Here is a 25,689-nt window from a genome sequence, read left to right as displayed (position 1 = left end):
TTTTGCGGGCTAATCTTTTTTTACTTCTAAAGCAGGGGGCTTCATCATTAAAGTAAAGAATAGGATCACGATAACAGGAGCTGCGATGGTTAAAAATGCAGGGGTAAAACTGCCTGTAATATCCTTAATTGCGCCTGCGATAAATGGCGCTAAACAGGCAATAGTTGAGATTAAATTGACGACCGAGAACAACTCTAAATAAGGTCCGCGACCAAAATAATTGGACAGTAAAACACTGGACGCTAAGAAGGTCATACCGTAGCCAACACCCACGCAAATCACGAACAAAATCAGCCAGAACCATGATGTGGAGATACTCAATGCCACTACGCCAAGCACCATAATAATTAGGCTACCAATCAGTAAACGTTTCGGCTCCAACCATTCACCCGCCGCACCGCCTAAGAAGCGCGAAAATGCATTCACAAACGCCATGGTACTTAACAGAGAAACCGCGATAGTCATACCAAATCCACGCTCTTCAATGTGCGCCACTGCAAAACTGTTTACTGTAATACCGCACCATAAAAAAGAGGTGTAAGTCGCGGCGATTAAATAGAACTGCCAAGTGCGTAATGCGCGGCGAACTGTCCAAATCTCTGCGGTGCGATAAATAGGCTTATTCGCATGACTAACTTGTTTTTGCATTACTTTTTTGGCGTGATCTTGTTCTTTTTTCCCTTCACGTAATGCCAAGATAGTGATGATTGTGACAATGCTAAGATAAACTGCACATAATACCCAGTGCATTCGCCAAGAGCCTAATTGATTCGATGCGTAGAAGTAAATCCAAGGACCTGCAACGCCACCCAATCCACCAATCGTGAAATACAATCCAAATGCCAGAGATTGTTTTTCAAATAGGCGAGAAAGTACATAGGTACCGGGAACGGTCGCTAATAGTGTAAACCCAATACCAATCAAGGCAGTGCCTAAGAAATAGGTGCTGATCGCTTCGGTGGAATAGAGGCTATAAAAGCCAGAACAGAAAACGAGCATGCCTAAAAGCAGTGTAAGACGAACACCGACTTTACGTATCAGCAATGAGGGTAAAAAGCTCGCTAAACCGCAGGTTAAACCAAGTAAAGTAAAACCAAAGCCTGCCTCAGTCCAACTCCATTTTAATTCGCCGATCATGCTCGGTAATACTACGCCTAATGAGGTAAATGTGGTGGCGGTAGCAAGGAAATAAACCAGTCCGAGGAGAATAAGAATTGACCATTGGTATAACGGACTAAACGGTGAGGCTTGTGTTTCTGGCATATGTACTCCAGTGGTGCCCTAGTGAGTTAGTCATCACTCACAAGTAATCACTATAAAAGTAGGGCAAAAATAGCACAATGCCCGAAATATTACTCTCGGGCACGAATAGCGCTATTTTCCCTATTTTTGGCGAGAGTACCAGCCTAATTTTGTTTTTGCCCACTCAATGCCACTTTTATACTCATTTGGCAGCATTGGGATCAAACTATCGAGGGTATTTTCGAGTTGATGAATATCGCTATGAGTCAGATTTAAGTGACCCACTTTACGTACTGGGCGCACTTCTTTCTCATACCAATGTAAATGGACTAAAGACAGATTCAACCATTCTTGGTTAACATCAGTGCCAATTAAATTGACCATTACCGCAGGGCTGAAAACTTCTGGTGTCGGCATCGGTAAATTTAAAATCGCGCGTAAATGAAGCTCAAATTGGCTAATGGAAGCGCCGTTTTGAGTCCAATGCCCACTATTATGAACGCGAGGGGCGATTTCGTTGATCAGCAGTTTATCGCCAACCACAAAACACTCCATTGCCATCACACCGATATACCCTAACTCATCCATCACGGCACTGAGCATCGTCTGTGCTTGTTGCTGCTGGACAGGGTTTGCATCAGGAAAAGCCACACTGGTGCGTAAAATCCCTTCTTGGTGAAGATTATGGGTGATTGGGTAGAACACTGATTCACCGGATTGGCTACGGGCACCAATTACGGAGACTTCAGCATCAAATGGGATCCCTTGTTCGACGATGCATTCACCGTAAATTTCCGCAGGGAGCGTTTGCTCATCACCGGGGCGAACACGCCATTGGCCACGACCGTCGTAGCCACCGGTTCTGCGTTTCACTATCAAAAAATCACCCAGAGTGGCAAACAATTCTGGCCATTGGTCTGGCGATTCTAATAGTGCCCAAGGCGCTGTCGATAAATTTAACGAGTCGAACAGGCTTTTTTGTGGGAAGCGGTCAGCTAGACGTGGAAATATATCACGGTTAATAAACGCATTATGACGCGCTAACTCTTTGGTTAATGGGGTTTCTGGCCAACGTTCAATTTCAGCGGTGATCACACTTTGTTGATAAGGTACCGCTTCAGGCTCGGCATCTAACCCAACAGGAAAGACAGAAATACCTAGCGGTTCGCCTGCTTGGCGCAGCATGCGACCTAATTGACCGTTACCAAGGACACAAACCGGTTTCATTACGCATCCCTCGGATCTGGGTTATTTAATACGTCGTTGGTTTGTGCTTCACGCCATGCGGATAAGCGATTGAATAGCTCGCTGTCATGATTGGCTAAAATTTGTGCTGCTAGCAGTGCGGCGTTAGCTGAGCCCGCTTTCCCAATGGCAAGTGTGCCAACGGGAATGCCTTTTGGCATCTGAACGATAGAATACAGGCTATCGACACCACTTAATGCAGCGCTCTGTACAGGGACACCAAGGACGGGAACCAGCGTTTTTGCGGCTAACATTCCCGGCAAATGGGCGGCACCACCGGCACCCGCGATAATCACATCAAAACCATTTTGTTTGGCATTTTCAGCAAAGGAAAATAGTTTGTCTGGCGTGCGATGTGCGGAAACAATCTCAACATGGAAAGGCAGTTGCAGTTCGGTCAGCACGTCAGCGGCATGCTGCATGGTTGTCCAATCACTTTTAGAACCCATAACAATGGCGATTTTTGCCGCAGATTGAGCAGGAACTTGGGCAGTCATTTGGTGTGATCCCTGTATTGAAAAATATCACCCTAAGGGTGGGAATGTGAATTGCCCCGATCATATCACGGTAATTAGGTAAGGAAAACGTTTGCGTGATTATAAAATAAGCAAACAGTCATACTGACAACCAACAATTTATCTGCGTGTCTTTATCAAGATAGGAATGTTAAAAAGGAAAGAAAATAAGCTCAACGCCGTTTTCGTTGATCACAAAGGCGGAGCCTTCGCTGTGCCATGCGCCTAAAACGCCACGAAAATGAAGTTGACCACCGAGATTAATCTCGTGGATAGCAGGGCGATGCGTATGTCCGTGGATCATCCATTGTGCTTGATGTCGGTTTAAGGCATCAATCACCGCGTCGGGATTGACGTCCATAATGGCTTCGGATTTCATACTGCTGGCATATTGGCTATTGCGACGCATTTTTTGTGCGATGCGGCGGCGAATAAAGAGCGGTAGCAGTAAAAATACCCGTTGGATCCAAGGAGTATGGACCTTTTTACGGTAGTTCTGATAAGCAGCATCGTCGGTGCATAAGGTATCACCGTGCATAATTAAAATACGCTTATCATATAGTTCAAGTAGGGTTTCTTGGGGCAAAATGGTCATGCCGCACTGTTTTGCATAACGTTGACCCAATAAAAAATCGCGATTGCCATGAATGAAATAGCAAGGGATACCGCGTTCACTCAGCTGTTTTAGGGCTTGAGCCACTTGCTGATGCAAGAGGGTATTATCATCGTCGCCAATCCAATAATTGAAAAAGTCACCGAGAATATACAGGCTGTCGGCGTGTATGGCTTGCTGTTCAATAAATGTAAGAAAACCGGCGGTGATCGCCGGTTCATCTTCACTTAAATGCAAATCTGCAATGATATAAGTGGACATAAATTCAGGAATTACTCGCTGACAGTCACTTTTTCAATCACTACGTCTTCGCGAGGTACGTCTTGGTGGAAACCACTACGACCAGTAGAAACGCCTTTGATTTTGTCAACAACGTCCATACCTTCAACCACTTCAGCAAATACGCAGTAACCCCAACCATCTGGGCGCTCTGAACGGAAGTTTAAGAAGTCATTGTCAGCGACGTTGATGAAGAATTGTGCTGTTGCTGAGTGTGGGTCGTTAGTACGAGCCATTGCTAATGTACCGCGGCTGTTTTTCAGTCCGTTATTAGCTTCGTTCTTGATAGGCGCTTTAGTGTCTTTTTGGTTCATGCCCGGCTCAAAACCACCGCCTTGGATCATGAAGCCGTTAATAACACGGTGGAAAATGGTATTATTGTAGAAACCTTCGCGGCAGTAAGTTAAAAAGTTTTCGACAGTGACAGGTGCTTTGTCTGCGAAAGTTTTGATAACGATGTCACCGTGATTGGTATGAAATGTAACCATAATAGCTATCCTGAATAATTGTTTTTTATGCGCTAACTTGCGAAAGCGTTGAGATCAGCAAGTTTATATCACAGATAAAACCTGACTTGAAGCGACAGTGTGTTTGCAAAATAGGTTATCCCATAACAATGACCTAATAAATAAGGCGATAAAGTCAGGCGCTAACCTTGCTTTCTTCGGATGATCGCGATTCAATACCGTGCTATTTTCGTAAGGTTGAATTTGGATATTTTATCCTCAACATTGCGATAATCTGATGTATGATAGATATACACGTACTAATAAAATGGAAATAAAAAGATGCTGCAGATTTTCAATACACTGAGTCGTCAAAAAGAAGAATTTAAACCCATCCATGCTGGAAAGATTGGGATGTACGTGTGTGGCATCACCATTTACGATTTGTGTCATATTGGTCACGGTCGTACCTTTGTGGCTTTCGATGCAATTAGCCGCTATTTACGCTATTTAGGCTATGACCTGAATTATGTGCGTAATGTAACGGATATTGATGACAAAATCATTAAACGTGCAGCTGAAAATAATGAAAGCGTGGAAGAGTTAACCACTCGCATGTTAGCGGAAATGCACAAAGATTTTGATGCATTAAATATTCTACGTCCAGACAGTGAACCACGCGCCACTCGCCATATTCATGAAATCATTGAGCTAACTGAAAGCTTGATTGAGCGTGGTCATGCTTATGTTGCAGATAATGGCGATGTGATGTTTGAAGTTAAAACTGATCCAAACTACGGCTTATTATCTCGCCAAGACTTAGACCAACTACAAGCGGGTGCCCGTGTTGAAGTGGCTGATGTAAAACGTAATCCAATGGACTTCGTGTTATGGAAAATGTCCAAAGAGGGTGAACCAAGCTGGGAATCACCGTGGGGATTAGGTCGCCCAGGCTGGCATATCGAATGTTCGGCAATGAACAGTAAAACATTAGGTAACCATTTTGATATTCATGGCGGCGGCTCTGACTTAATGTTCCCGCATCATGAAAATGAAATTGCGCAATCTACCTGCGCCCATGATGGTCCTTATGTTAATTACTGGATGCATTCTGGTATGGTGATGGTTGATAGAGAAAAAATGTCTAAATCTCTCAACAACTTCTTTACCATCCGTGATGTATTAGAGTACTACGATGCGGAAACTGTACGCTACTTCCTACTTTCGGGTCACTATCGTAGCCAACTGAACTATACCGAAGAGAACTTAAAACAAGCGCGTACCGCATTAGAACGCCTGTATACAGCGCTGCGCGGCACGGATAAATCGGCTGTACCAGCAGGCGGTGAAGAGTATAAGAGTCGTTTCTGTGAAGCGATGAATGACGACTTCAATACACCAGAAGCTTATTCAGCGTTGTTTGATATGGCGCGTGAATTAAACCGCCTGAAAACTGAAAATATGGATGCAGCAAACGGCATGGCGGCTCAATTACGTGAGCTAGCAAAAGTGCTGGGACTGTTAGAGCAAGATCCTGAAACCTTCCTGCAAGGTGGCGCACAAGGCGAAGATGATGCGGAAGTCGCAAAAATCGAAGCGCTGATTAAACAGCGTAACGATGCGCGTCAAAGTAAGGATTGGGCGCTGGCGGATCAGGCGCGTGATGCTTTAACGGCGATGGGGGTTGTGTTGGAGGATTCGTCTGCGGGCACTTCATGGCGTCGCAAATAGTTCGTCATATTTCGCGCTGTGGCGTTGTTGGCGTCACTCGGCTACTCGGGTCACATACTCATGTATGCTCCCCGAGATATCCTTGCTAGCCGCCTAGCCACAACACGAACTATTTAGAATATTGTCCTTTATCGTTTTTTACGTAACACCTGTTTGTCTACAATTCGAATAATTTAGAGAATTTAGCTTAACTAGCTTAACAAATAAGAATAAAACCCACTAAAAAGGATCTATTTTTGGTGGGTTTTTTTATGGCTGTTGCGGCTAAATTTGCAAGCGTGGTGTGGGGCGGTTATCGATAATGTTAAGTGAAATATAGACAGTGGAGTTTAACATTGGGGCACCGAAACGGTGAATTCACTCACAATGAAAACATAGATAAGGATAAATATGTTTCCAATAAATAATAATCGACCAACCGCATCACAATCGACAGAATTTCCAACATCATCAAATACAAGCCATCTCCCTGAACGTATTAAATCTATCCAAAATATCTCCGAACTTAGCCCGAATTTGGCTGAAACAAAACTCGTTAAAAGAAATAGACCAAAGTTAAAATTAGATATTGGAGCCACTATTCAGCGCTCTGTATTTGATAAATTGTTAGAGAAAACAAATGCACTTATCGAAGAGAAAAACATTCAATACGATCAGGAGGATAGAGGTCAGCGTTATCAGGATATTGGTAGTGCGAAACATACGCAAATATCAATACGGGGCGCTGATAAACCCATTGTGACTCTCGCTGCAAACCGACTCCAAGTGGGGGGCGAAAATTTAGCCATCCGCTGCCAATATCCCAAAGATAATGACCAAGCCATTGAAAATCATTTATCTATGCTTATGGCAAACAAAACTCCGATATTAGTCGTCTTAGCATCAAAACAAGAGATTGATAATTCTATCTTTCAAGGAGAGAAGCTCCCGCCTTACTTTATGAGTAATCAAAAATATGGCGCCGTTGAAGTCACTTTTGAACAAGAAAAAAAGAACTATAAAGTAGAACCTAAAAAAGCAAACACAGGGGCGAACCCGTTGGAATTTAGCCAATATAAAATGGAGATTTCTAATGGTCATAAAAAGCATTCAATCCCAGTGCTCCACGTGACTAATTGGAATGATGGGGGAACGGTGACAACGGAGGAGTTAGTTAAATTAAACCAGCTTATTAGAGTCATCAATGAAGGTAGCTTATTTGAACTCTATAAAAATCAAGGAGTAGATATAGGAGGAAGAAATAAACCGCTTCCCGTTATTCATTGCAAAGCTGGTATTGGTCGAACAGGGGTATTAGCGGCATGCATGCAGTGGAGAAAGGCAGGAAATAAACTATCGATGGAAGATATCGTATTAGCATTGCGGGAGACAGGAAGTCCGAATATGGTTCAAAATGAAGCGCAATATCGGCAATTACAAGAATTCACAAATGTGCCATTATCCCCAACAAGAACAATCGGTAAGTGGGCTTTTTGATTGAATAACAAAAGGTAAGCTGAATAGGGCTCAGCTTACCTCTATCAAGGATGTAGTGGGAACTACTCTTGAACTGTGATTTGTTCGCTTCCCATAGAAACGACTTTGCCAGCGACAATTTTACAGCGTTTACGTGTTTCAACAACGCCATCAACTTGCACTAAGCCATCAGCAATCATTGATTTTGCCATCGCACCACTTTCTGCCCAACCTTCAATTTTTAGCAGGTCGCATAACTCGATATGGGGATGACCATCAAGATGAAAAATATCCATTGTGACTCCAAATTACATTAAATATCGTGGTACTCTTCGCACGCCTGTAACGTGTTTTGAATCAGTGTAGCCACGGTCATTGGCCCAACACCGCCCGGTACTGGCGTGATCCATGCAGCGCGTTTTGACGCTTCATCGAAATCAACATCTCCAGTTACTTTGCCATTTTCTAAGCGGTTAATACCCACATCGATAACGATAGCGCCCGGTTTGATCCATTCGCCTGGAATAAAGTTAGGTTTACCCACAGCCACGACCAGTAAATCCGCATTACGGACATGCTGTTCGAGATCTTTGGTAAAGCGATGAGTAACGGTGGTGGTGCAGCCCGCTAATAATAATTCAAGGCTCATCGGACGACCAACAATATTTGATGCACCAATGATAACGGCGTTTAAACCGTAGGTATTAATGTCATAACGCTCAAGTAAGGTAACAATCCCTCTTGGGGTACAAGGACGCAGGCGAGGCGCACGTTGGCATAAACGACCGACGTTATAAGGGTGGAAACCATCGACGTCTTTATCGGGATGAATGCGTTCAATCACTTTGACGTTATCAATGCCAGCAGGTAATGGTAACTGAACTAAGATGCCATCAATTTCATTATCTTGGTTAAGGTCATCAATCAGTTTGAGCAGTTCAGCTTCAGTTGTCGTGTCTGGTAAATCATAGGAGCGAGAAATAAAGCCAACTTCTTCGCAAGCACGTCGCTTACTGCCAACATAAATTTGAGAAGCGGGATTAGCGCCTACGAGAATAACGGCAAGCCCGGGAGCTCGTTTACCATTGGCAATACGAGTTTGTACTTTTTGAGCAACTTCCTGTCTAATTGCTTGCGCAATCGTTTTCCCATCAATAATTTTTGCTAACATCTGTAACTTAATCCATATATGAGACACGGGGGATGCCTCTATTTTGTCAGAACTTGCTAGTAATGTCAGGTCTATCTGATAGATAAAGTAAGCATATCGTTATTTAAGTAGTGAAAAGCCATTGACTCGGCGCTCAGCAACCGTATAATTCAACGCCATCAGCCAGATAGGCTGTCTGCGCACACAATGCGCCCTTAGCTCAGTTGGATAGAGCAACGGCCTTCTAAGCCGTAGGTCACAGGTTCGAATCCTGTAGGGCGTACCATTCTCAAGCAAGCGCATATCAATAGACATTACAGGATGTCTTTTTTTATGCCTGAAATTCATGGAATCAGCTGATTTTAGCCTTTCTTCGTTCAATTAACGTCTACCTATTCAACTATAAGGTAATTCATCATTAATACCTAAAATAGTTGTGGGTTTTGGATGTTGATATCCTTGTTAGGTGATGAATATGGTGCTTTCTGCTCAAACTAAACCATATAATATTTAACTGTTAATTTTGTTATTTAACACTTCATTAATTGAATTATATTATATTGAAAAACGTCCTGTTTGTTTAAAATAGAGCAAGATTACGTATATAAAATCCCATATTCATTTGATAATGTTATATTTTTTTAATTCATTAGAGTTTTAATCTATAGCCAATAAAATAAAAGTTATTAATGGAAGATAATTCCTTATTATTAATAATCCTATTTGATATGTTATCTATGAAATAACATTTTATTTTTGAATTATATTCAAAAAAAGATAAGTCGGTATTCGTCACTCCACATTAATCATAATTACACTGTAATAAAATAACGTTTATTTCTTGTTACATTTAAATTTAAAAGAGTAATGAAAATGAAAGAAAAAATCGAAAATTACACTGGACCTGCGGCAGGCTGGGGAGCAGTTAAAGCTGTCGCTGAAGCTATACGCGAGCAGATGGATATTGTACCCGATATTATTACTATGTTTGAAATGAATAAGCCTCAAGGTTTTGACTGCCCCGGTTGTGCATGGCCTGACCCTAAACATAGTGCATCGTTTGATGTCTGTGAAAATGGTGCAAAAGCGATGGCATGGGAAGCCACTGCAAAGAGAGCAACACTTGAGTTCTTTGCGAAACATACCGTTAGTGAATTGTTAACGTGGGATGACTATGACTTGGAAAATGAAGGTCGTCTAACTCACCCAATGAAATATAATGAGCAAACAGATCGCTATGAAAAAATTGAATGGAACGATGCTTTTGCTCAAATAGGTCAGCGGTTATCAAATTACTCAGATCCTAATTCGGTTGAATTTTATACTTCAGGTCGAACTTCAAATGAAGCTGCGTTTTTATATCAGCTTTTTGCCAGAGAGTATGGAACTAACAATTTTCCGGATTGTTCAAATATGTGCCATGAGCCGACAAGTGTCGGTCTTGCAGCCTCAATAGGTGTGGGTAAAGGTACGGTATTACTTGATGATTTTGACAAGGCTGATTTAGTAATTTGTATTGGACATAATCCAGGAACTAATCATCCTCGAATGCTCAGCTCACTTCGTGAAGTATCAAAACGAGGTGCCAAAATTATCGCAATTAACCCTTTAAAAGAAAGAGGATTAGAACGATTTGCTTATCCGCAAGATCCAATTGAAATGTTGACGCTAGAGTCCACGCCTCTCGCAGGATATTACTATAAAGTTAGAATCGGTGGAGATACTGCATTAATTAAAGGTGTCATTCGCATTATTATTGAGTACCACGATGCGGCTATAGCAAGAGGTCAAGCGCCTATATTAGATAGTGAATTTATAAGCACTCATACCGTTGGTTTTGATAACCTTAAGCAAGATGTGCTCACTACTTCTTGGGATGATATTTTATCGGTGAGTGGCATGACTCGTGATGAAATAGAACAAATTGCTCAACTTTATATCGAGGCAAAAAATACCATTATCTGTTATGGCATGGGAATTACGCAGCACCAGCATGGTACTCAAAATATTCAGCAACTAATCAATCTTTTATTATTGAAAGGTAATATTGGTCGAGATGGTGCGGGAATTTGCCCATTGAGAGGGCATTCTAATGTGCAAGGCGATCGTACTGTTGGAATAACCGAAAAACCAAGCCAATCTTTTATCGACAAAATTGAGCAACGCTTTGGTTTTAAGCCTCCTATCGCTTTTGGTCATGCAGCCGTGGCTAGCATGCAAGCAATCTCTGAAGGCAAAGTAAACGCATTGATTTGTATGGGGGGAAACCTTGCAGTTGCTATGCCAGATAAGGATGCATGCTATAGCGGAATGAAAAAACTTGATATGGCTGTTCATATTGGGACCAAACTTAATCGATCACATTTGTTGACGGCAAAGAATACATTTTTATTTCCTGTATTAGGTCGTACAGAAGTAGATATTCAAAAATCAGGTCCGCAAAGCATTACTGTTGAGGATTCTATGTCAATGGTACATGCTTCACATGGCAAGCTAAAACCTGCTAGCCCATATTTAAAATCGGAATGTGCAATTGTTGCTGGTCTTGCCAAAGCGACGATTCCTAACTCAAAAGTTGAATGGGATGATTTCATTGATGATTACGATAAAATTCGTGATGCAATGGAAGCTGTATTACCAGGTTTTGAAGATTACAATAAAAGAATCCGAATTCCTGGAGGTTTTCATTTAACAAATGCAGCGGCTCAGCGTAAGTGGTTAACTCAATCAGGTAAAGCAAACTTTATAACAACTGAAGGTGTCATTGAAGATCCAGAGTCTGCGACACATAGCGAATTAGTTTTGGCAACTATACGTAGTCATGACCAGTACAATACAACTATTTATGGAATGAATGACCGCTATCGTGGTGTTTTTGGACAGAGAGACGTCATTTTTATCAGTGAAGCTCAGGCAAAAAAACAAAAATTATCTGCTGGTGATAGAGTCAATGTTATTGCCTTAGATAATCGGCAAAATAGGACTAAACGTCGTTTAGATAACCTAAAAGTGGTTATCTATGATATGGCTGATCGCTGTGTTGCCACTTATTTTCCTGAAGCAAATAATTTGATAGCACTTGATAACTTTGACCCTCAATGTGGTATTCCTGCGTATAAAAATATTCCAGTAATTTTAGAGAAGGTAAGTGCAGTATCCTAATTGTTTTAAATTCTAACCACCCCTATGTGGGTGGTTTATTTGATCCTCTAAAGGCATATCAACGACATTTCTAAATAACACCGATTTCCCTTCTGTTATTCCGAGTATCTTTACTGCTTTTCTTATCCAATCATTTTCTAATCCTATCGGCTCAACTCACACAACATTGGCGAGCCAGCGTTCCTAGGAGCTCTATAAATAATTCATTCAATATTACCTAGTATTTATACTGATCAATTGTATTACTATTTCTAAACTATCTTTAATGTGTATCTTGTTCGTTTAGTTCAATGACTCGAGTGAAATAAATCATTAAATAAAGAGTTTTTAATTAATGAATAGGTTTTTTTGATGTTTTTTATGTGTTCTTGGTTATTTAACACACAAGGTTATAAAGTTATTAAATTTAATTTAAATAATATAATTAAAAACACGAAATAAAGGTGAGATAGTGGGTGTAATAATTACTTACATATTTATTTAACTCTTACTAGGATTATTCTTATATGCAGCTATAATGAATTCAGTTTTTTGTTTTTCTTGAAAATTGTTTTCAACTCGTAATTGGGGTTTGGGGGTTATTGGTATTTTATTTTGTTTTATTATAAATCAGTTGATATTCTAATATTGATTATCTTTTTTCGATTTGTTTTTATTTTTATCTTTGCGAATTAATTGTAATTCTGAGGTTATTGATTTTCATTAATTAACGGTTTTATTTTTATATAATGGTCCTTATTGTAAATTATTGTGTCTATTTAACATGTATATCGTGTTATGCGTGCCTTATTTCATTTAAAGAAATATCTTCAATTATTTATTTTGGTATTTTCAGATGCTCATAAGGTGTTGATTTTTATGTTTTATTATTTTACTCATATTTGATTATTTATTGATTTAAATGAATTAATATTTATGATTGATAGCCTGCGTATATCAAATAGCTCTTTTTCGATCGAAAAAAACAATTTTTAACTACAGTTTTAATTCTATAACTTAATAACAGCTGAAGCGTATTTTCCTATATCGATAATATAAAAAAATAATCAGCGAAATATGATCTGAGAGGTTTGAAATGCGAGACTATGAACCATTATCAAATAATATTGGCAGGATGTTAAAAGACTACCGTAGGCGCACAGGATTAACAGGAAGTGAATTGGCAAAGCGTATTAATGTAAGCCAACAGCAAATATCTCGATATGAAAACGGTGTGAATAATATATCATTTGACAAGCTTATCATACTATTTAATGCACTTGAGATGAGTAGCCGAGATATTGATGTTTTCTTCGAAAAAATGAAGTATCTGTTTGATTCTAGTGTATACAAACACTCGAAAATAGAGTGATAGACCCTTATTTTTTAAAATCATTCAAATTTAATTAAATTGTTTTAGGCAATTTAATTAAATTCGGTCGTTTTAATTATGGTGTCATGAAGTCTGTATTTGTTTTTTTCTATCAAGTTGTACTTAATAAATATACATAAGGAAATATTATGAAAGTTAAATCACTAGCACTTGTTGTTATTTCAGCTTTATCTTTAGGTTCAGTCGCTGCAATGGCTGCAACAACAACCGTAAACGGCGGCCAGGTACACTTTAAAGGTGAGCTAGTGAATGCAGCGTGTGCTGTTGATGCTGGTTCTGTAGAGCAAACTGTTCGTTTAGGTCAAGTTCGTACAGCTAAATTAGCTAAATTGGGCGATACCAGTGGTTCTGTTGGTTTCAACATCCAATTAAACGATTGTGATACAACAGTTGCTACTTCTGCAAAAGTTGCCTTTACCGGTGTTGCAGCAGATGCAACTAACCCAACTGTTTTATCTGTAGCTTCTTCAGCTTCAGGTGCAGCGACTAACGTTGGTATCCAAATTTTAGATGGTAAGAGCGCGCCTCTGGGTCTGGATGGTGCAACATTCAGTAACCCTATCACTCTGAATGACGGTGCAAACGTTCTGCCATTCCAAGCTCGTTACTTCGCACTGGGTGCAACAACTGCTGGTGTTGCTAACGCAGATGCAACCTTCGCTGTTCAATACGAGTAATCACTAAAAAGGATTAGGGATATCCCATTTGATAAGCCAAGGATGGCTTTTATTCACGAACCAAAAGGTGGAAGTTTATGAGAGAGCTGCTGGCAGTTTCACTCCTTCTGTTTTCTCCATTTTTGCAAGCTGGGAATAAATGGAAAGTTCAACTTCCTGGTGGTGGGATGCGCTTTCAAGGGGAATTAATTGCAGAAGGCTGCACTGTTGAAACTTCAGACCGTAATTTGGTAGTGAATATGGGGCAAGTGCGCACCAATGCATTCAAGGCTCCAGGTCAAGATTCAGCACCGACTGCGTTTGATCTTCATCTCCGAGAGTGTAGCAATGCAGTTAGCGAGTATGTATCCATTACCTTCAACGGTGTGGCTAATGAAAGGAACCCAGATATTTTTTCCATCGGTGATGGACCTAACACCGCGAAAGGTGTGGGAGTTGCCATTTTTGATTCAAAAAATACCTTAATTCCGGTGAATAGTGCTCCACTTAAAGTGGCGAACCTGCGTGATGGGGATATGACATTGCACTTTGTTGCTAAGTATCGTTCGACGAGCGAGAACATCATGGGCGGAAAAGCGAATGCTCAAGCATTATTCTCACTGACTTATGAATAAAAATATCGAAAAAGACAGTGACATATTTATTTCATTTTTTAGTAAAAAAAGGACAGATGTAAACATGAAAACCAGAAAAACATATAAGTTCATTACCGCCTTATTACTTTTACTCTGTTCGACCGTATCCACTCAGGTTTATGCAGGTGTTGCATTAGGTGCAACGCGAGTGATTTATCCTGCGGATCAAAAGCAGGTTCAACTTGCCGTGACCAATAATGATGAAAAGGGCGTTTTTCTGATCCAATCGTGGGTTGAAAATGCCAATGGTCAAAAAGATAGCCAATTTGCGATCACTCCGCCTCTTTTTACGATGAAAGGCGTTAAAGAAAATACATTGCGCATTATTGATGCGACCAATAACCAATTACCGAAAGATAGAGAAACGCTGTTTTGGCTGAATGTGAAAGCGATTCCAGCAATGGACAAAGCGAACATGAGCGAGAATACGTTGCAGTTAGCGATTATTAGCCGCATTAAATTGTATTACCGTCCTACAGGTCTCTCTATTGCGCCGGATAAAGTGGCTGAAGAATTACGCTTTAAGCGCCAAGGTAGCTCACTGATTGTGGTTAACCCAACGCCTTATTTTGCCACAGTTACAGATTTAAAAATCGGTGCAGCAAAATTGGATAACGTGCTTGTTCCTCCATTTGGTGATGCGTCAGTGAATGTTCCTTCCAATGGAAATGGTGCTATTAGCTACCAAACCATTAATGATTACGGCGCACTAACGCCGAAAATGACAGGAAAAATGCAGTAAAAACTTACGTTTTTATTTCTCGAAAATAATTAAACATCATTCCAAATTGGAAAATTTGCTGAGCAACATTGTTGAGCGGAGGGGACATGTCACATCTGACATCTGAAAAAGGGCTATTAATTTCAAAAAAAGGATCATTTTTGGGATGCAGATTCGAACGCCATTTTCCTTTGGTTCCGCTGGCATTCTTGATAGGCGCATGCCTTTATCCAACATGGGCGACGGCAGAGTTATATTTTAACCCTCGTTTCTTAGCGGATGATCCTTCAGCAGTCGCAGATTTATCTGCGTTTGAACAAGGGCAAGAAGTTCCTGAAGGGACTTATCGTGTTGATGTTTATCTTAATGATGGCTATTTACTCACCCGGGATGTGAATTTTGTTCTGGATAAAAATGATAAACAGCTGTCCCCTTGTTTGACGCCTAATGAATTGGCCAAGATGGGGATCAATACATTAGCGCTGCCAGAATTACAGACGAAACCCAAAGATACCTGTGAACCATTGTCATCCACCGTAAAAGATTCAACGGCGAGATTTGATGTGGGCTTGCAACGGTTATATATCACTGTTCCACAACTGTTTATGAAAGACAAAGCGCGAGGTTTTATTCCTCCAGAGCTTTGGGATTCAGGGATCACGGCAGGGATTTTAAATTATAGCCTGACGGGAAGCAGCGCACGTAATCAAGACGGAAAGCACAGTAGCTATAACTATTTGAATCTACAAAGTGGTTTAAACTTTGGTGCGTGGCGCTTACGGGATAACTCCACATGGAGCCACAGCACAGGCACAGCAAATAGTGAAACTCGCTGGGAACATATCAATACCTATTTAGAGCGTGGCATCAATGTGATCCGCTCTCGTTTAACGCTGGGTGATAGCTACACTCCGGGAGAAATTTTCGACAGTGTTAACTTCCGAGGCATTCAATTAGCCTCGGACGACAATATGCTGCCTGAAAGCCAAAAAGGATTTGCGCCCGTGATCCGAGGGATCGCTCGCGGTACAGCGGATGTCTCTGTTAAGCAAAATGGCTATGAGATTTATCGCAACACATTCCCACCGGGACCGTTTGTGATTAACGATCTCTATTCAGCGGGGAATAGTGGTGATTTGCATGTGACGATCACGGAAGCGGATGGATCCGTACAGAGCTTCACCGTGCCGTATTCATCTGTTCCGTTGCTCCAACGTGAAGGGCATACACAATATGCCGTTACTGTAGGGGATTATCGTTCGGGAAGCGGCAATCAGGAAAAACCGACATTCTTACAAACTACGTTACTGCACGGTTTGTCATATGGCTGGACGCTCTATGGCGGAACTCAGTTAGCCAATCGTTACCAAGCTTTTAACGCAGGGATAGGTAAAAATATCGGTGTCTTTGGGGCGCTATCTATCGATATTACCCATGCCAATGCCAAATTACCGGATGACAGCAACCATCAAGGTCAGTCAATTCGTTTCTTATATAACAAATCTCTGAATGAAACGGGAACGATTATTCAGCTGGCGGGTTATCGGTATTCAACAAAGGGTTATTACTCATTTGCGGATACGACGTACAAACGGATGTCAGGGTATAACCTTGCGACGCAAGACGGCATTATCCAAGTGACACCTAAGTTTTCTGACTATTACAACTTAGCTTATAACAAGCGCGAAAAAATTCAGTTAACTCTAACCCAGCAGTTGGGTGAGCAATCCACTATGTATGTGACGGGAAGTCATGAAACATATTGGAATACCAGTAAAGCGGATAAGCAATTACAGGTAGGGATTAACACACTGATTAAAGGGATTAGTTGGGGATTAAGTTACAGTCTGTCCAAAAACTCATGGCAGGATGGCAACGACCAAATGCTGGCATTGAACGTCAACATTCCCTTTAGCCATTGGTTACGTTCAGACAGTCAGTCTATCTGGCGTAATGCCAGCGCAAGTTACAACGTTTCTCACGATCTCAAAGGTCGCGTAAACAACACCGCCGGTTTATACGGAACGTTATTGGAAGACAATAACTTAAGTTATAGCGTTCAAGCTGGGTATGCAGGCGGTGGACAAGGTAACTCTTCGGGGACAGGCTATACGTCACTGAACTATCGCGGGGCTTATGGAAATGCCAACGTCGGTTATAGCTATGCCGATAATATTCGCCAAGTTTACTACGGTGTGAGTGGGGGCGTCTTAGCTCATGAAAATGGATTAACGCTGAGCCAACCAATGAACGATACCGTGGTATTAGTGAAAGCGCCGGGTGCGGGACATGTGAAAGTCGAAAACCAAACCGGGGTTGAGACTGACTGGCGGGGCTATGCGGTATTACCTTATGCCACTGAATATCGTGAAAACCGTATTGCTTTGAATACCAATACGTTAGCGAATAACGTGGATCTGGATGATCCCGTTCTGAATGTGGTGCCAACTCGTGGCGCTGTCGTTCGCGCTGATTTCCAACCGAAAGTTGGGGTCAAAGTGCTGATGACATTAACTCGCCATGGAAAACCAGTGCCATTCGGCTCGGTTGTTTCTTCTGGTGAAAATAGTGGTGGCAATATTGTGGCGGAAGATGGGCAAGTTTACTTAACTGGTTTGCCGTTAACCGGACAATTAATCGCACGTTGGGGAGATGGGGCGGATGCTCAGTGTAAGGTCAATTACACACTGCCAGCAGAAAGCCAATATGAAATCCTCAGTAAGTATAGTGCCGAGTGCCTCTAAGGAGCCCATAGTGTTTGATAAATCGAATATTTTCTTAGCCTCAATGTTGACCTCTTTGTGCTTGTGTTCCAATGCATTGGCGGCGGATAGCACCATTAACATTACAGGCAATGTACGAGATAACACTTGTGCCGTGGCTCCTGGCTCACAAAATCAAGTGGTGGATTTGCTACTGAATGCGGTGAAACAGCTGCACTCAGTGGGGGAAGTGACGCCAACGGTACCGTTTCGTATTGAGCTAACACCTTGCGGTTCTGCGGTAACAGCAGTCAAAGTCGGGTTTGTCGGTATAGCAGACTCGAGTAATAAAACCTTGCTGGCATTAGAACCCGGTAGCGCAAATGCGACAGGGGCAGGAATTCAGATTTTAGACAGTGCTAAAGACCCATTAGTCCTCAATGCGGACTCAAATAATATTGCATGGACGCCTTTAGTGGCAGGAAAAGCCAATACGCTCAATTTCAATGCACGTCTAATGGCGTCAAAATTGCCCGTTACGGCAGGGCATATTCGAGCAACCGCCACATTTACGCTCGAATTCCAGTAAATAGAGGATGCGATGAATGACGTATAAATCAACAATGATGACAGCTTTATTTTTGGGGCTGTTATCTTCATCAATAACCTCCACACACGCGGCTGACGTAACAGTGACGGTCAATGGGAGCGTTGTTGCGAAACCTTGTACGGTATCAACCAAGACAGCCAATGTGGATCTGGGTGATCTTTACACGTTCAATTTGACCTCACCGGGGTCGGCATCGGATTGGCATACTGTGTCGCTGGATTTGACCAATTGCCCTGTTGGTACATCGGTAGTTATGGCGACCTTTAAAGGTGTCGCTGATTCGGTGGGATACTACAAAAACCAAGGTACGGCAGGCAATATCCAGCTGCAACTTCAAGATTCATCGGGCAATAACTTAAATAACGGCGCACAAAAACGCATGCCAGTCAGCGATGCAACGCTTTCAACGAGTTTTCCTTTACAAGTAAGAGCAATATCGGTGAGAGGCGGGGCGACACAAGGCACCATCCAAGCGGCAATTGATGTCACCTACACGTATCTGTGAGCAATATTATGAATATAAAACAGCTAGTTAAATTAATTTGTGTTAACTCATTTATCTATTTTGCTGGGGTTTCTTCGGTGTCTGCTTTTACCTGTTACGACTCAACAGGAAACGTTCTAAGTTACACACAAAGCCCAGTGACCGCCAATGCGTATGTTAACTTGCAGCCAAGTGTTCAAGCTGGTCAAAACTTAGTGGTGGATTTGTCGAATTCAATATTTTGTAAGAATGATGACCCATCAGCACGACGTGACCAAGTGAATATGATCCGTGGTTCCGCTTATGGTGGGGTATTGAATAACTTTCGAGGCTCATTGCGATATTATGGCTCAAGCTATACGTTCCCTTTGACTAACCCAACTCACCAGCAAGATTTTCCATCAGGCAATTACACCGCATGGAATACCCAATTGTATTTAACGCCTATTTCTGCTGCGGGTGGTGTAGTGGTTAATCGAGGAACCCACTTTGCAACATTGGTAATGTACCAAGTTGGTTCTAACATCGTGGGGGGCGGTAACGTCAATACATCGACCTTTACATGGAACTTGTATGCCAACAATGATGTTGTGGTGCCTATTGGTGGTTGTGATGTTTCTTCGCGTAATGTGGTGGTCAACTTACCGGAATATCCGGGAAGTGCTCAGCCGGTACCGTTATCTATCTATTGTGCTTCGAGCCAAAATATCTCCTACTATTTAACGGGAACAACCGATACGAGCAGCAATATTTTTGCTAATACACTGTCTGGTGCTAATGCCGCAAAAGGAGTAGGGATCCAAATGGTTCGCAATGGTAATGCAATTCCAGCAAACCAAAACGTTCAGTTAGGTCGAGTAGGAAGTTCAGCGGTGAACTTAGGACTAAGCGCGCGATATTCTAGAACTCAAGGTCAGGTGACTGCTGGGAAAGTGCAGTCGGTGATTGGCGTGACATTTATGTATGATTAGTGAAGCAACTTAATCGTATTAATATGAGAAAAAATCAGGCTGAATAAATCAGCCTGATTTTTTTAATTTTGAGATAAATGGTTTGTTTTAAAAATATCCACACCAGTTTGGCGAATTGAATTTATCCAGACATCCGCCATTAGAGTTCCTATTCCGTAACATTGAATGGCCGTTTCCCGAATAATGCGATGCTCGTTCGCTATCGTTGTTGGCATTAATGCGCTGTCATCTGTATTAACACACACTGTTAATGGGCCTGAACGTAATCCATAACGGTTAAATTTTTCCCCTGGTTTTAGCCAATCAGGATGCGGTGGATTCCAGCGAAAAATAGGGTGTTCATGGTATTTTTCAAATCGACCAATATAGATATTGGATGTTGGGCAAGCTTCAATGACTAGGCCGCGACGGCTGTATTTATCCATCATAAAGTCTTGAATGGCTTCATAAAGACGAATTTCACCTAAAGAGATAACGTCTTCATCTTCATTGGGTGAAGCAAAAAAGCTTTCACCAATATCAGGTTGGCAGTTAATCGAAATAATACGGTTAAATGCTTCATTTTCTTCAATTTCGCTGTCTAGGTATCTTTCCCAAAGCCGTTTAGCACTTTTACCTTCAGGTAAATCCTCTGACAATAGTGATTTATTATCTGGAACCCATTCCGAATAATTTGCTACTTCTGGTTGCATCTCATTATAGTCAGGCCAATTACGGCGTAATAACCATGCTTTATAGAGTTGGTTTGGGGTACAAATTTCTTTATAGAGTAATTGCGACCAATGGTGAATTTTATCCCGAAGCTCATGCATAATAGGGATATGTTCAACGGTATATTGAGATAATTGAACAGCTTGGTAGTATGCCCAAACTAAATTATCTAAATGTTGTCCTGCCGTCAGATAGGCTCTTTTTTGCCGTTTAGCCCAAAAGTTCACATCGATTCCAAGGGCTAAACCATGACCCAATCGATCGCCCTCGCGAAGTTGACAAAACTCAACGGCTTCATCCATTGCCCTTAATCCACTTAATAAGTGGCTATAGTCTTCCCCAGAATGAACGGTAATAAATGGTCTTTGCAAGCGAGTGGTCATTGCTCCTCCACCTGAATACTTTGCGGCTCTTAATACGCGTAATACTGGTGCAAAGACTTCAATGGGTAGCTCATTTTCGTTGCCCGCAACATCATAACCACGGATTAATCTACGTAGGTCAATATACTGAATATCGTTATGATGGTCGTGATTGTAAGGAGTCTCTTGCACGGTTGCAGAAGTATTTAATTCCTCTAACCCTCTAACTTGTTTAAGTAATTCGTATCGTGTTGTGCTTAGCCTTTTATCATGAGGTCGCTTTTTATCGGGAAATCCTCGAGAAAAGTGAACAACTAAGTGAGCTTGCTCTGGTAGAGACTGTCTGGCATGGTTTGAGTAAAAATCGCGTAGTTGATAGTGATAAATGTTTGGGCGTTTTTTTCTGCCTAAAATCACATTAGGGGAAACACGGTATTCCCGAGAGGTATTAGCATTAAAGTCATATTGAGTGACCTCATGAGTAAACAGTTTTTTATCTCCCGTTCGAAGCGGGAATTTGAAGAACTCAACAAATTGCCCTAAACCTACCGCAGAGACCACCATATAATTTCGCAGAATATTACTAGTGCGAATCAAATTAGATAAGCAGTTATGGTAGGTTGAGTCTTCATTTCCAATGAGTAGCCCACAGCACAGTAGCATCCAACGTTGGTGAGCACGTACCTCTTGCTGCATTGCAACATACAGTAAGTTTTGTTGTATGTTGCCCGGCTCGTAAAGACGAGCAAAGTCACTGAGTTTTAACGCGTGCTCATTGATATTGCTATGTAGATCATTTAGCGCTTCATAATCTAAGCTCATCGAGTGGTCGGTTGTATTCTCTGTGTTGGATGATTTTGGATAAATCATGGGTAATAGACAATTAATATAACTAGAAAACCAATTAGTTAACTGGTCTTTTTTGACTAAACCGCTTTCACACAGGGTATATTCTTCTCGATAAGGCCACTTTATATTTTCTTTTAGTTTCGCATTGCTATCGAGAAAGCTCAGCATGGAAAGTGAGGAATAGCCATGGCCATTGAAGTGAATATGGTTATCTGCAAATTCGTTGTTATTGCGCTCATTTGGAAAAGCAAAGGGGCATTGCCGCCCAATAAACATGGCAATTATTTCATTTTCAGATAACACATTTTGCTTAAATAGCAGAGCATAGGCGTAAGCGATGATCCAAGCAGGATCAATCACAGAGCACAACATGATCCACGCTTCCATCCGTTCTCGACGAACTTCGAAGCAATCACCTTGCCAGACTAAAAAATCATCAGCAAGCTGCTGTAAAATTCCTAAGCTACCAATTTTCTTCGAATGTTCTGACCAATATTCAGTATTATTCTCAATATCTTCTTTACGTAAACGCCCCCCAAAGTAGAATTGATAATCTTTGGCTGCTAAAGCAATGATTTTTTTCTCTTCCTCTTTGGGGGCAATTAAAATGTTGCTCTCTTTTCTATGTTGCTGTAGCTGATGATAAAACAACCTATCCGAGGCGAGATAAACCGCTGGAATTAACCAGCGGGGATCTTGGTTGAACATGTGTATTATCCTTACACTTGTTTATTTAATGCTTGAAGTAAGCCTTCTAACATCCAATTTACTTGGCCGTAGTTATGTTCATCTCCTGTAGCGAGTAGAGATTTAATTCGTTCATAAAATTCTTGTGCAGTACTTACATTATTCATGGCCCAATCACGAACTTGTGCTGTTCTAATAGTCTTATGATTAGTCAGATTGAAATATTCCTTCTTTATGTCTTTAAATAACATATGCTTAATTGGTAATTGTATTTTCTGTTCATTTTCCGTGGCAGATCTCCCTATAGGGTTTAATTCTGACTTTATATCCAGATTAAAAATTGGATGTTTCCAAATTATTTTAATTAGCTTAGCATAATTCTCTGCGGGTTCTTTTTCACTTAATAAATTTAGTCCAGATATATTTCTTGATAAAGTTCTATCAAATTTAATAAATTTTTCTTTATCTCTAACAGTACTTGATCTCGCACCGGTTGCGACGTTAGTATTAACCACATTACCATCTCGCATAAATGAGGTTATTGCATTAATAAAAATATATTCAAAGCGTTTAGCTAGATCTGAAAGATGTTCACCATTAAATTTCCTCACATTTTTTCTTAATACATTTAACTGTGAAAAAGTTTTATTAAAGGTTAGTGTTAATAATGGTATTAAATTTATACTAGTAAATTGGCTGGGTAAGTTAAGTTCTTTAATTTCAGGGTTGTGCTTGTGTTTTTTTATCCAAATATAAACTTGGTCACAAAATTCTGAAATAACATTATTATGCTCAGTAGTATTATTTAGAGATTCATCAGATTCATCAGATTCATCAGATTCATCAGATTCATCAGATTCATCAGATTCATCAAATAGAAAATCAAAATCATATTCATCTGTCTCATCAATTTCATCTGTCTCATCAATTTCATCTGTCTCATCAATTACTCTGGTGGTATTCAGTCCAAACATAGAGTAAAACGGGGCTCGAGAAAAGATATTAATTAGTTTTGTTTTGAAGTTATATTCATCTAGTAAATGTCTAGGAAGATTATTTGTAACGGCTAGTATTGACCAAAATAAAACTTCAAAAGTTCGACTAAAGAAGATATGGTAACGTCTATTTTGACTTTCACTATAGTAATCATAGTAAGTGTATAAAGCTAAAAGTATATTTTTATGGTTATTTATTATTTCTACTTGATTACTACTGATATACATTGGGTCCATTATAAGTTCTAATGGTGGAAAACTGCGAAGAATATTATTTTCTTTTACAGGTTCTTTAGACGTAGTTTGAGTAAATACAGTATTTAAAATATCATTGTTTGTAGTATGAGCTTTAAAATCACTAATACAGCTAATTTGTTGGCCATAAAAATCTTTTTTAGCCCAGCGGTATTTGTTTTTTTGCATCAATGGACTAAATGCAATAATGTTTTTCAAATCAAATTCATCGGAAGCTTGCATTGCATTAATAGCAAGGTAAGATTCTGCATTGGTTAATGCAATACCATCTTGCTTACTATCAGCCCAGAGTGAAAAATCACGCCATAACATTTCATTACTGGTATTCGCTTTCTCTGCTCTAGTTAACCTTACTTTTAATCTGTTAGGTGTGATCAGTCTAATAAATTGTGTTATTTCTCGCGCATTTTCTGGTTGAGGCCAGTTAGTGCTACGTTCTTGTCCATTACAAAATGGGTAAAAGACTTGTTTTATTGCGGAGTCATATTGGCTATATGATATTTCATCATCATGATAAGTTCTATTTTCAAAATATTTATACTTAATTTTTAATTTTGAAAGCAATTGTTGTATAGGAACTAATGGAATTCGGTGATGGTTAGGGAATACTTTAGTTAAATAGGCATTCGATAAATGCTCAGCCATATTTTTTCCATCATTAAAATTACTGGCCTTATCACGTTTGGATAATGACTCTTCAAATTTCATGGTGGTGATATGGTTGTACATATCATCATCACCACTGACGAGTGGCAATATTAATGGGCAAGACAATAAGCAGCGAATATCATCAATCACTCCAAAGGCATTCTCTATTTTCATATCCACATCATCGATGGGCAGAACTAATGCATCGCAACCTAATAAATCTACGCTAGTAATCAGAAATTGATGAAAATAACGCTCAATATGAATACCAGAACGGTATTTCTGGATACGGTCAATACCGCGAAATTCATCGAATTCTGTCGGGTGACCGAGTGCGCTAGATAAGGTTTTGAGTGCGCTGTAGAAACTGTCTTTTTTCTCTTGTTTTATATCTGGTCTCTTAAGCTTTTTATCGACTGCTGCATAAACAGAAGCGATGATTACTTCTGAAAAACGATCATTAATATTTAATAATGTTGGGTCGATTACATCAATAAAATACAAATTAGGAATTTCTTTATTGCTTTTTGAATGAAATTCCCACGTGGCTTTGGCATTACGTAAAAATACGGTCTTTCCTGTCCCTCTGTCGCCACTAATAAAAATAGCATGTTGGTAGCTGTTTAAGCTGATATCTTGAACATTTAGAGAGGAGCATTTCTGTTTATACTGCTGAGCGTTTTTACCCATTTTCTCTAGAAATGAGATTAGTATTTTATTGGCATCTTGTTGCCAAAGCTCATTTTTATCCGCGTTATTTTCTGAAGAGTAAAATTCATCTTGATACTCAGGCAAATCAAGATTAAGAATAATTTCGTTAGACATGGCTTCCTCAAATACCTAACTCATTTTGGAGTCTCGGTAATTTAAAATTAGATTGGTAGAAAATAGATATCGGCATTTTAAATTATTTCTTTCCATTAATACCTATTCCCAGTCGTTTATTGAGAGGGATCTAACAAATATTATTTTGATTGATGAAAATAAAACCAAAAAACAGAAAATATAAGCAGAAGAAAATTAATTTCAATGAGAAATATTCACGCAGATAAATCAGGTATATTTGAATTCACTCGGTTGACGCTTAAATTCTTATTTAAAGGATAGCCAGGGATAGTTAATTGAATATAAATTTTTGAACTAAAAGCATCTGAAGGTGCTTTTTATGTGCA

General features: G+C 40.3%; 20 protein-coding genes and 1 tRNA gene. 12 read left to right on the top strand and 9 right to left on the bottom strand.

The features are described 5' to 3' along the window. Positions 1-9: 9 nt before the first annotated feature. The 5 genes from ACY3ZI_RS15620 to ppiB form a co-directional block, all read right to left on the bottom strand. The gene (locus tag ACY3ZI_RS15620; protein ID WP_487375473.1) at positions 10-1,263 is read right to left on the bottom strand and encodes an MFS transporter; all 1,254 of its coding nucleotides are present in this window, start codon (positions 1,261-1,263) and stop codon (positions 10-12) included. A 120-nt stretch (positions 1,264-1,383) separates the two neighbouring features. Next, positions 1,384-2,469: a 5-(carboxyamino)imidazole ribonucleotide synthase gene (purK, locus tag ACY3ZI_RS15615; protein ID WP_211887801.1), complete on the bottom strand. Its 1,086-nt coding sequence runs from the start codon at positions 2,467-2,469 to the stop codon at positions 1,384-1,386. Next, positions 2,469-2,984 (bottom strand): 5-(carboxyamino)imidazole ribonucleotide mutase, encoded by a 516-nt coding sequence (purE, locus tag ACY3ZI_RS15610; protein WP_211887802.1) that lies wholly within the window; start codon positions 2,982-2,984, stop codon positions 2,469-2,471. Before purE ends, purK begins: the two co-directional genes overlap by 1 nt. Before the next feature lie 169 nt (positions 2,985-3,153). After that, on the bottom strand, positions 3,154-3,876 hold the full coding sequence (gene lpxH / locus ACY3ZI_RS15605; RefSeq protein ID WP_487375472.1) for a UDP-2,3-diacylglucosamine diphosphatase: 723 nt from the start codon (positions 3,874-3,876) through the stop codon (positions 3,154-3,156). 11 nt (positions 3,877-3,887) lie between these two features. Beyond that, positions 3,888-4,382, bottom strand: a complete 495-nt coding sequence (gene ppiB / locus ACY3ZI_RS15600; protein ID WP_006659258.1) for a peptidylprolyl isomerase B — start codon at positions 4,380-4,382, stop codon at positions 3,888-3,890. Between the two features lie 300 nt (positions 4,383-4,682). Between ppiB and cysS the strand changes: the two genes are divergently transcribed. Then, on the top strand, positions 4,683-6,071 hold the full coding sequence (cysS, locus tag ACY3ZI_RS15595; protein WP_487375471.1) for a cysteine--tRNA ligase: 1,389 nt from the start codon (positions 4,683-4,685) through the stop codon (positions 6,069-6,071). 390 nt (positions 6,072-6,461) lie between these two features. After that, entirely contained in the window at positions 6,462-7,547 is a 1,086-nt protein-coding gene (locus ACY3ZI_RS15590) for a protein-tyrosine phosphatase family protein (protein WP_211887804.1), read from the top strand. Positions 7,548-7,609: 62 nt separating this feature from the next. Here ACY3ZI_RS15590 and ybcJ read toward each other — a convergent pair whose 3' ends face one another. Then, the gene (gene ybcJ / locus ACY3ZI_RS15585) at positions 7,610-7,822 is read right to left on the bottom strand and encodes a ribosome-associated protein YbcJ (RefSeq protein ID WP_211887805.1); all 213 of its coding nucleotides are present in this window, start codon (positions 7,820-7,822) and stop codon (positions 7,610-7,612) included. Positions 7,823-7,839: 17 nt separating this feature from the next. Next, entirely contained in the window at positions 7,840-8,697 is an 858-nt protein-coding gene (gene folD, locus ACY3ZI_RS15580) for a bifunctional methylenetetrahydrofolate dehydrogenase/methenyltetrahydrofolate cyclohydrolase FolD (RefSeq protein WP_036952132.1), read from the bottom strand. Between the two features lie 188 nt (positions 8,698-8,885). Here folD and ACY3ZI_RS15575 point away from each other — a divergent pair. The 10 genes from ACY3ZI_RS15575 (at position 8,886) to ACY3ZI_RS15530 (ending at position 20,010) form a co-directional block, all read left to right on the top strand. Then, positions 8,886-8,962, top strand: a tRNA-Arg gene (locus ACY3ZI_RS15575). A 587-nt stretch (positions 8,963-9,549) separates the two neighbouring features. Continuing rightward, positions 9,550-11,838 (top strand): FdhF/YdeP family oxidoreductase, encoded by a 2,289-nt coding sequence (locus ACY3ZI_RS15570; protein WP_036952130.1) that lies wholly within the window; start codon positions 9,550-9,552, stop codon positions 11,836-11,838. 1,075 nt (positions 11,839-12,913) lie between these two features. After that, positions 12,914-13,189 carry a helix-turn-helix domain-containing protein gene (locus tag ACY3ZI_RS15565; RefSeq protein WP_036952128.1) on the top strand — a complete coding sequence of 92 codons (276 nt, stop codon included), beginning with the start codon at positions 12,914-12,916 and terminating at the stop codon, positions 13,187-13,189. Positions 13,190-13,338: 149 nt separating this feature from the next. After that, the gene (fimA, locus tag ACY3ZI_RS15560) at positions 13,339-13,887 is read left to right on the top strand and encodes a type 1 fimbrial major subunit FimA (protein ID WP_036952127.1); all 549 of its coding nucleotides are present in this window, start codon (positions 13,339-13,341) and stop codon (positions 13,885-13,887) included. 77 nt (positions 13,888-13,964) lie between these two features. Then, positions 13,965-14,501, top strand: coding sequence for a fimbrial protein (locus ACY3ZI_RS15555; RefSeq protein ID WP_154609646.1), 537 nt, complete (start codon positions 13,965-13,967; stop codon positions 14,499-14,501). Positions 14,502-14,565: 64 nt separating this feature from the next. Further along, positions 14,566-15,264, top strand: coding sequence for a fimbria/pilus periplasmic chaperone (locus ACY3ZI_RS15550; protein ID WP_036952256.1), 699 nt, complete (start codon positions 14,566-14,568; stop codon positions 15,262-15,264). 86 nt (positions 15,265-15,350) lie between these two features. Continuing rightward, positions 15,351-17,987 (top strand): fimbrial biogenesis usher protein, encoded by a 2,637-nt coding sequence (locus ACY3ZI_RS15545; RefSeq protein WP_154639686.1) that lies wholly within the window; start codon positions 15,351-15,353, stop codon positions 17,985-17,987. A 43-nt stretch (positions 17,988-18,030) separates the two neighbouring features. After that, entirely contained in the window at positions 18,031-18,534 is a 504-nt protein-coding gene (gene fimF / locus ACY3ZI_RS15540; RefSeq protein ID WP_230086558.1) for a type 1 fimbrial adaptor subunit FimF, read from the top strand. 34 nt (positions 18,535-18,568) lie between these two features. Beyond that, the gene (gene fimG, locus ACY3ZI_RS15535; protein ID WP_036952250.1) at positions 18,569-19,060 is read left to right on the top strand and encodes a type 1 fimbrial minor subunit FimG; all 492 of its coding nucleotides are present in this window, start codon (positions 18,569-18,571) and stop codon (positions 19,058-19,060) included. An 8-nt stretch (positions 19,061-19,068) separates the two neighbouring features. Continuing rightward, complete coding sequence (locus ACY3ZI_RS15530; protein WP_211887809.1) at positions 19,069-20,010, top strand: fimbrial protein; 942 nt, start codon at positions 19,069-19,071, stop codon at positions 20,008-20,010. Positions 20,011-20,072: 62 nt separating this feature from the next. On the opposite strand, the gene rdrB is transcribed toward ACY3ZI_RS15530, so the two are convergent. Both rdrB and rdrA read right to left on the bottom strand, forming a co-directional pair. Continuing rightward, positions 20,073-22,640, bottom strand: coding sequence for an antiviral RADAR system adenosine deaminase RdrB (gene rdrB, locus ACY3ZI_RS15525; protein ID WP_487375470.1), 2,568 nt, complete (start codon positions 22,638-22,640; stop codon positions 20,073-20,075). An 11-nt stretch (positions 22,641-22,651) separates the two neighbouring features. After that, on the bottom strand, positions 22,652-25,342 hold the full coding sequence (gene rdrA / locus ACY3ZI_RS15520; RefSeq protein WP_487375469.1) for an antiviral RADAR system adenosine triphosphatase RdrA: 2,691 nt from the start codon (positions 25,340-25,342) through the stop codon (positions 22,652-22,654). Positions 25,343-25,689 lie beyond the last annotated feature (347 nt).

The organism is Providencia sp. LY12 (assembly GCF_057621555.1).
Note: the sequence above shows the minus strand (reverse complement) of the source record. Positions and strands in the feature narration are given on the sequence as shown.

Bases quoted from the DNA above. Each gene is read 5' to 3' on its own strand.
- ACY3ZI_RS15570 (WP_036952130.1), top strand. From the start codon at position 9,550: ATGAAAGAAAAAATCGAAAATTACACTGGACCTGCGGCAGGCTGGGGA.
- folD (WP_036952132.1), bottom strand. From the start codon at position 8,697: ATGTTAGCAAAAATTATTGATGGGAAAACGATTGCGCAAGCAATTAGA.
- cysS (WP_487375471.1), top strand. From the start codon at position 4,683: ATGCTGCAGATTTTCAATACACTGAGTCGTCAAAAAGAAGAATTTAAA.
- fimG (WP_036952250.1), top strand. From the start codon at position 18,569: ATGATGACAGCTTTATTTTTGGGGCTGTTATCTTCATCAATAACCTCC.
- fimF (WP_230086558.1), top strand. From the start codon at position 18,031: ATGTTGACCTCTTTGTGCTTGTGTTCCAATGCATTGGCGGCGGATAGC.
- purK (WP_211887801.1), bottom strand. From the start codon at position 2,469: ATGAAACCGGTTTGTGTCCTTGGTAACGGTCAATTAGGTCGCATGCTG.
- purE (WP_211887802.1), bottom strand. From the start codon at position 2,984: ATGACTGCCCAAGTTCCTGCTCAATCTGCGGCAAAAATCGCCATTGTT.
- rdrB (WP_487375470.1), bottom strand. From the start codon at position 22,640: ATGTTCAACCAAGATCCCCGCTGGTTAATTCCAGCGGTTTATCTCGCC.
- ybcJ (WP_211887805.1), bottom strand. From the start codon at position 7,822: ATGGATATTTTTCATCTTGATGGTCATCCCCATATCGAGTTATGCGAC.
- rdrA (WP_487375469.1), bottom strand. From the start codon at position 25,342: ATGTCTAACGAAATTATTCTTAATCTTGATTTGCCTGAGTATCAAGAT.
- ACY3ZI_RS15550 (WP_036952256.1), top strand. From the start codon at position 14,566: ATGAAAACCAGAAAAACATATAAGTTCATTACCGCCTTATTACTTTTA.
- ACY3ZI_RS15545 (WP_154639686.1), top strand. From the start codon at position 15,351: ATGTCACATCTGACATCTGAAAAAGGGCTATTAATTTCAAAAAAAGGA.
- ACY3ZI_RS15565 (WP_036952128.1), top strand. From the start codon at position 12,914: ATGCGAGACTATGAACCATTATCAAATAATATTGGCAGGATGTTAAAA.
- ACY3ZI_RS15620 (WP_487375473.1), bottom strand. From the start codon at position 1,263: ATGCCAGAAACACAAGCCTCACCGTTTAGTCCGTTATACCAATGGTCA.
- ACY3ZI_RS15555 (WP_154609646.1), top strand. From the start codon at position 13,965: ATGAGAGAGCTGCTGGCAGTTTCACTCCTTCTGTTTTCTCCATTTTTG.
- fimA (WP_036952127.1), top strand. From the start codon at position 13,339: ATGAAAGTTAAATCACTAGCACTTGTTGTTATTTCAGCTTTATCTTTA.
- ppiB (WP_006659258.1), bottom strand. From the start codon at position 4,382: ATGGTTACATTTCATACCAATCACGGTGACATCGTTATCAAAACTTTC.
- ACY3ZI_RS15590 (WP_211887804.1), top strand. From the start codon at position 6,462: ATGTTTCCAATAAATAATAATCGACCAACCGCATCACAATCGACAGAA.
- ACY3ZI_RS15530 (WP_211887809.1), top strand. From the start codon at position 19,069: ATGAATATAAAACAGCTAGTTAAATTAATTTGTGTTAACTCATTTATC.
- lpxH (WP_487375472.1), bottom strand. From the start codon at position 3,876: ATGTCCACTTATATCATTGCAGATTTGCATTTAAGTGAAGATGAACCG.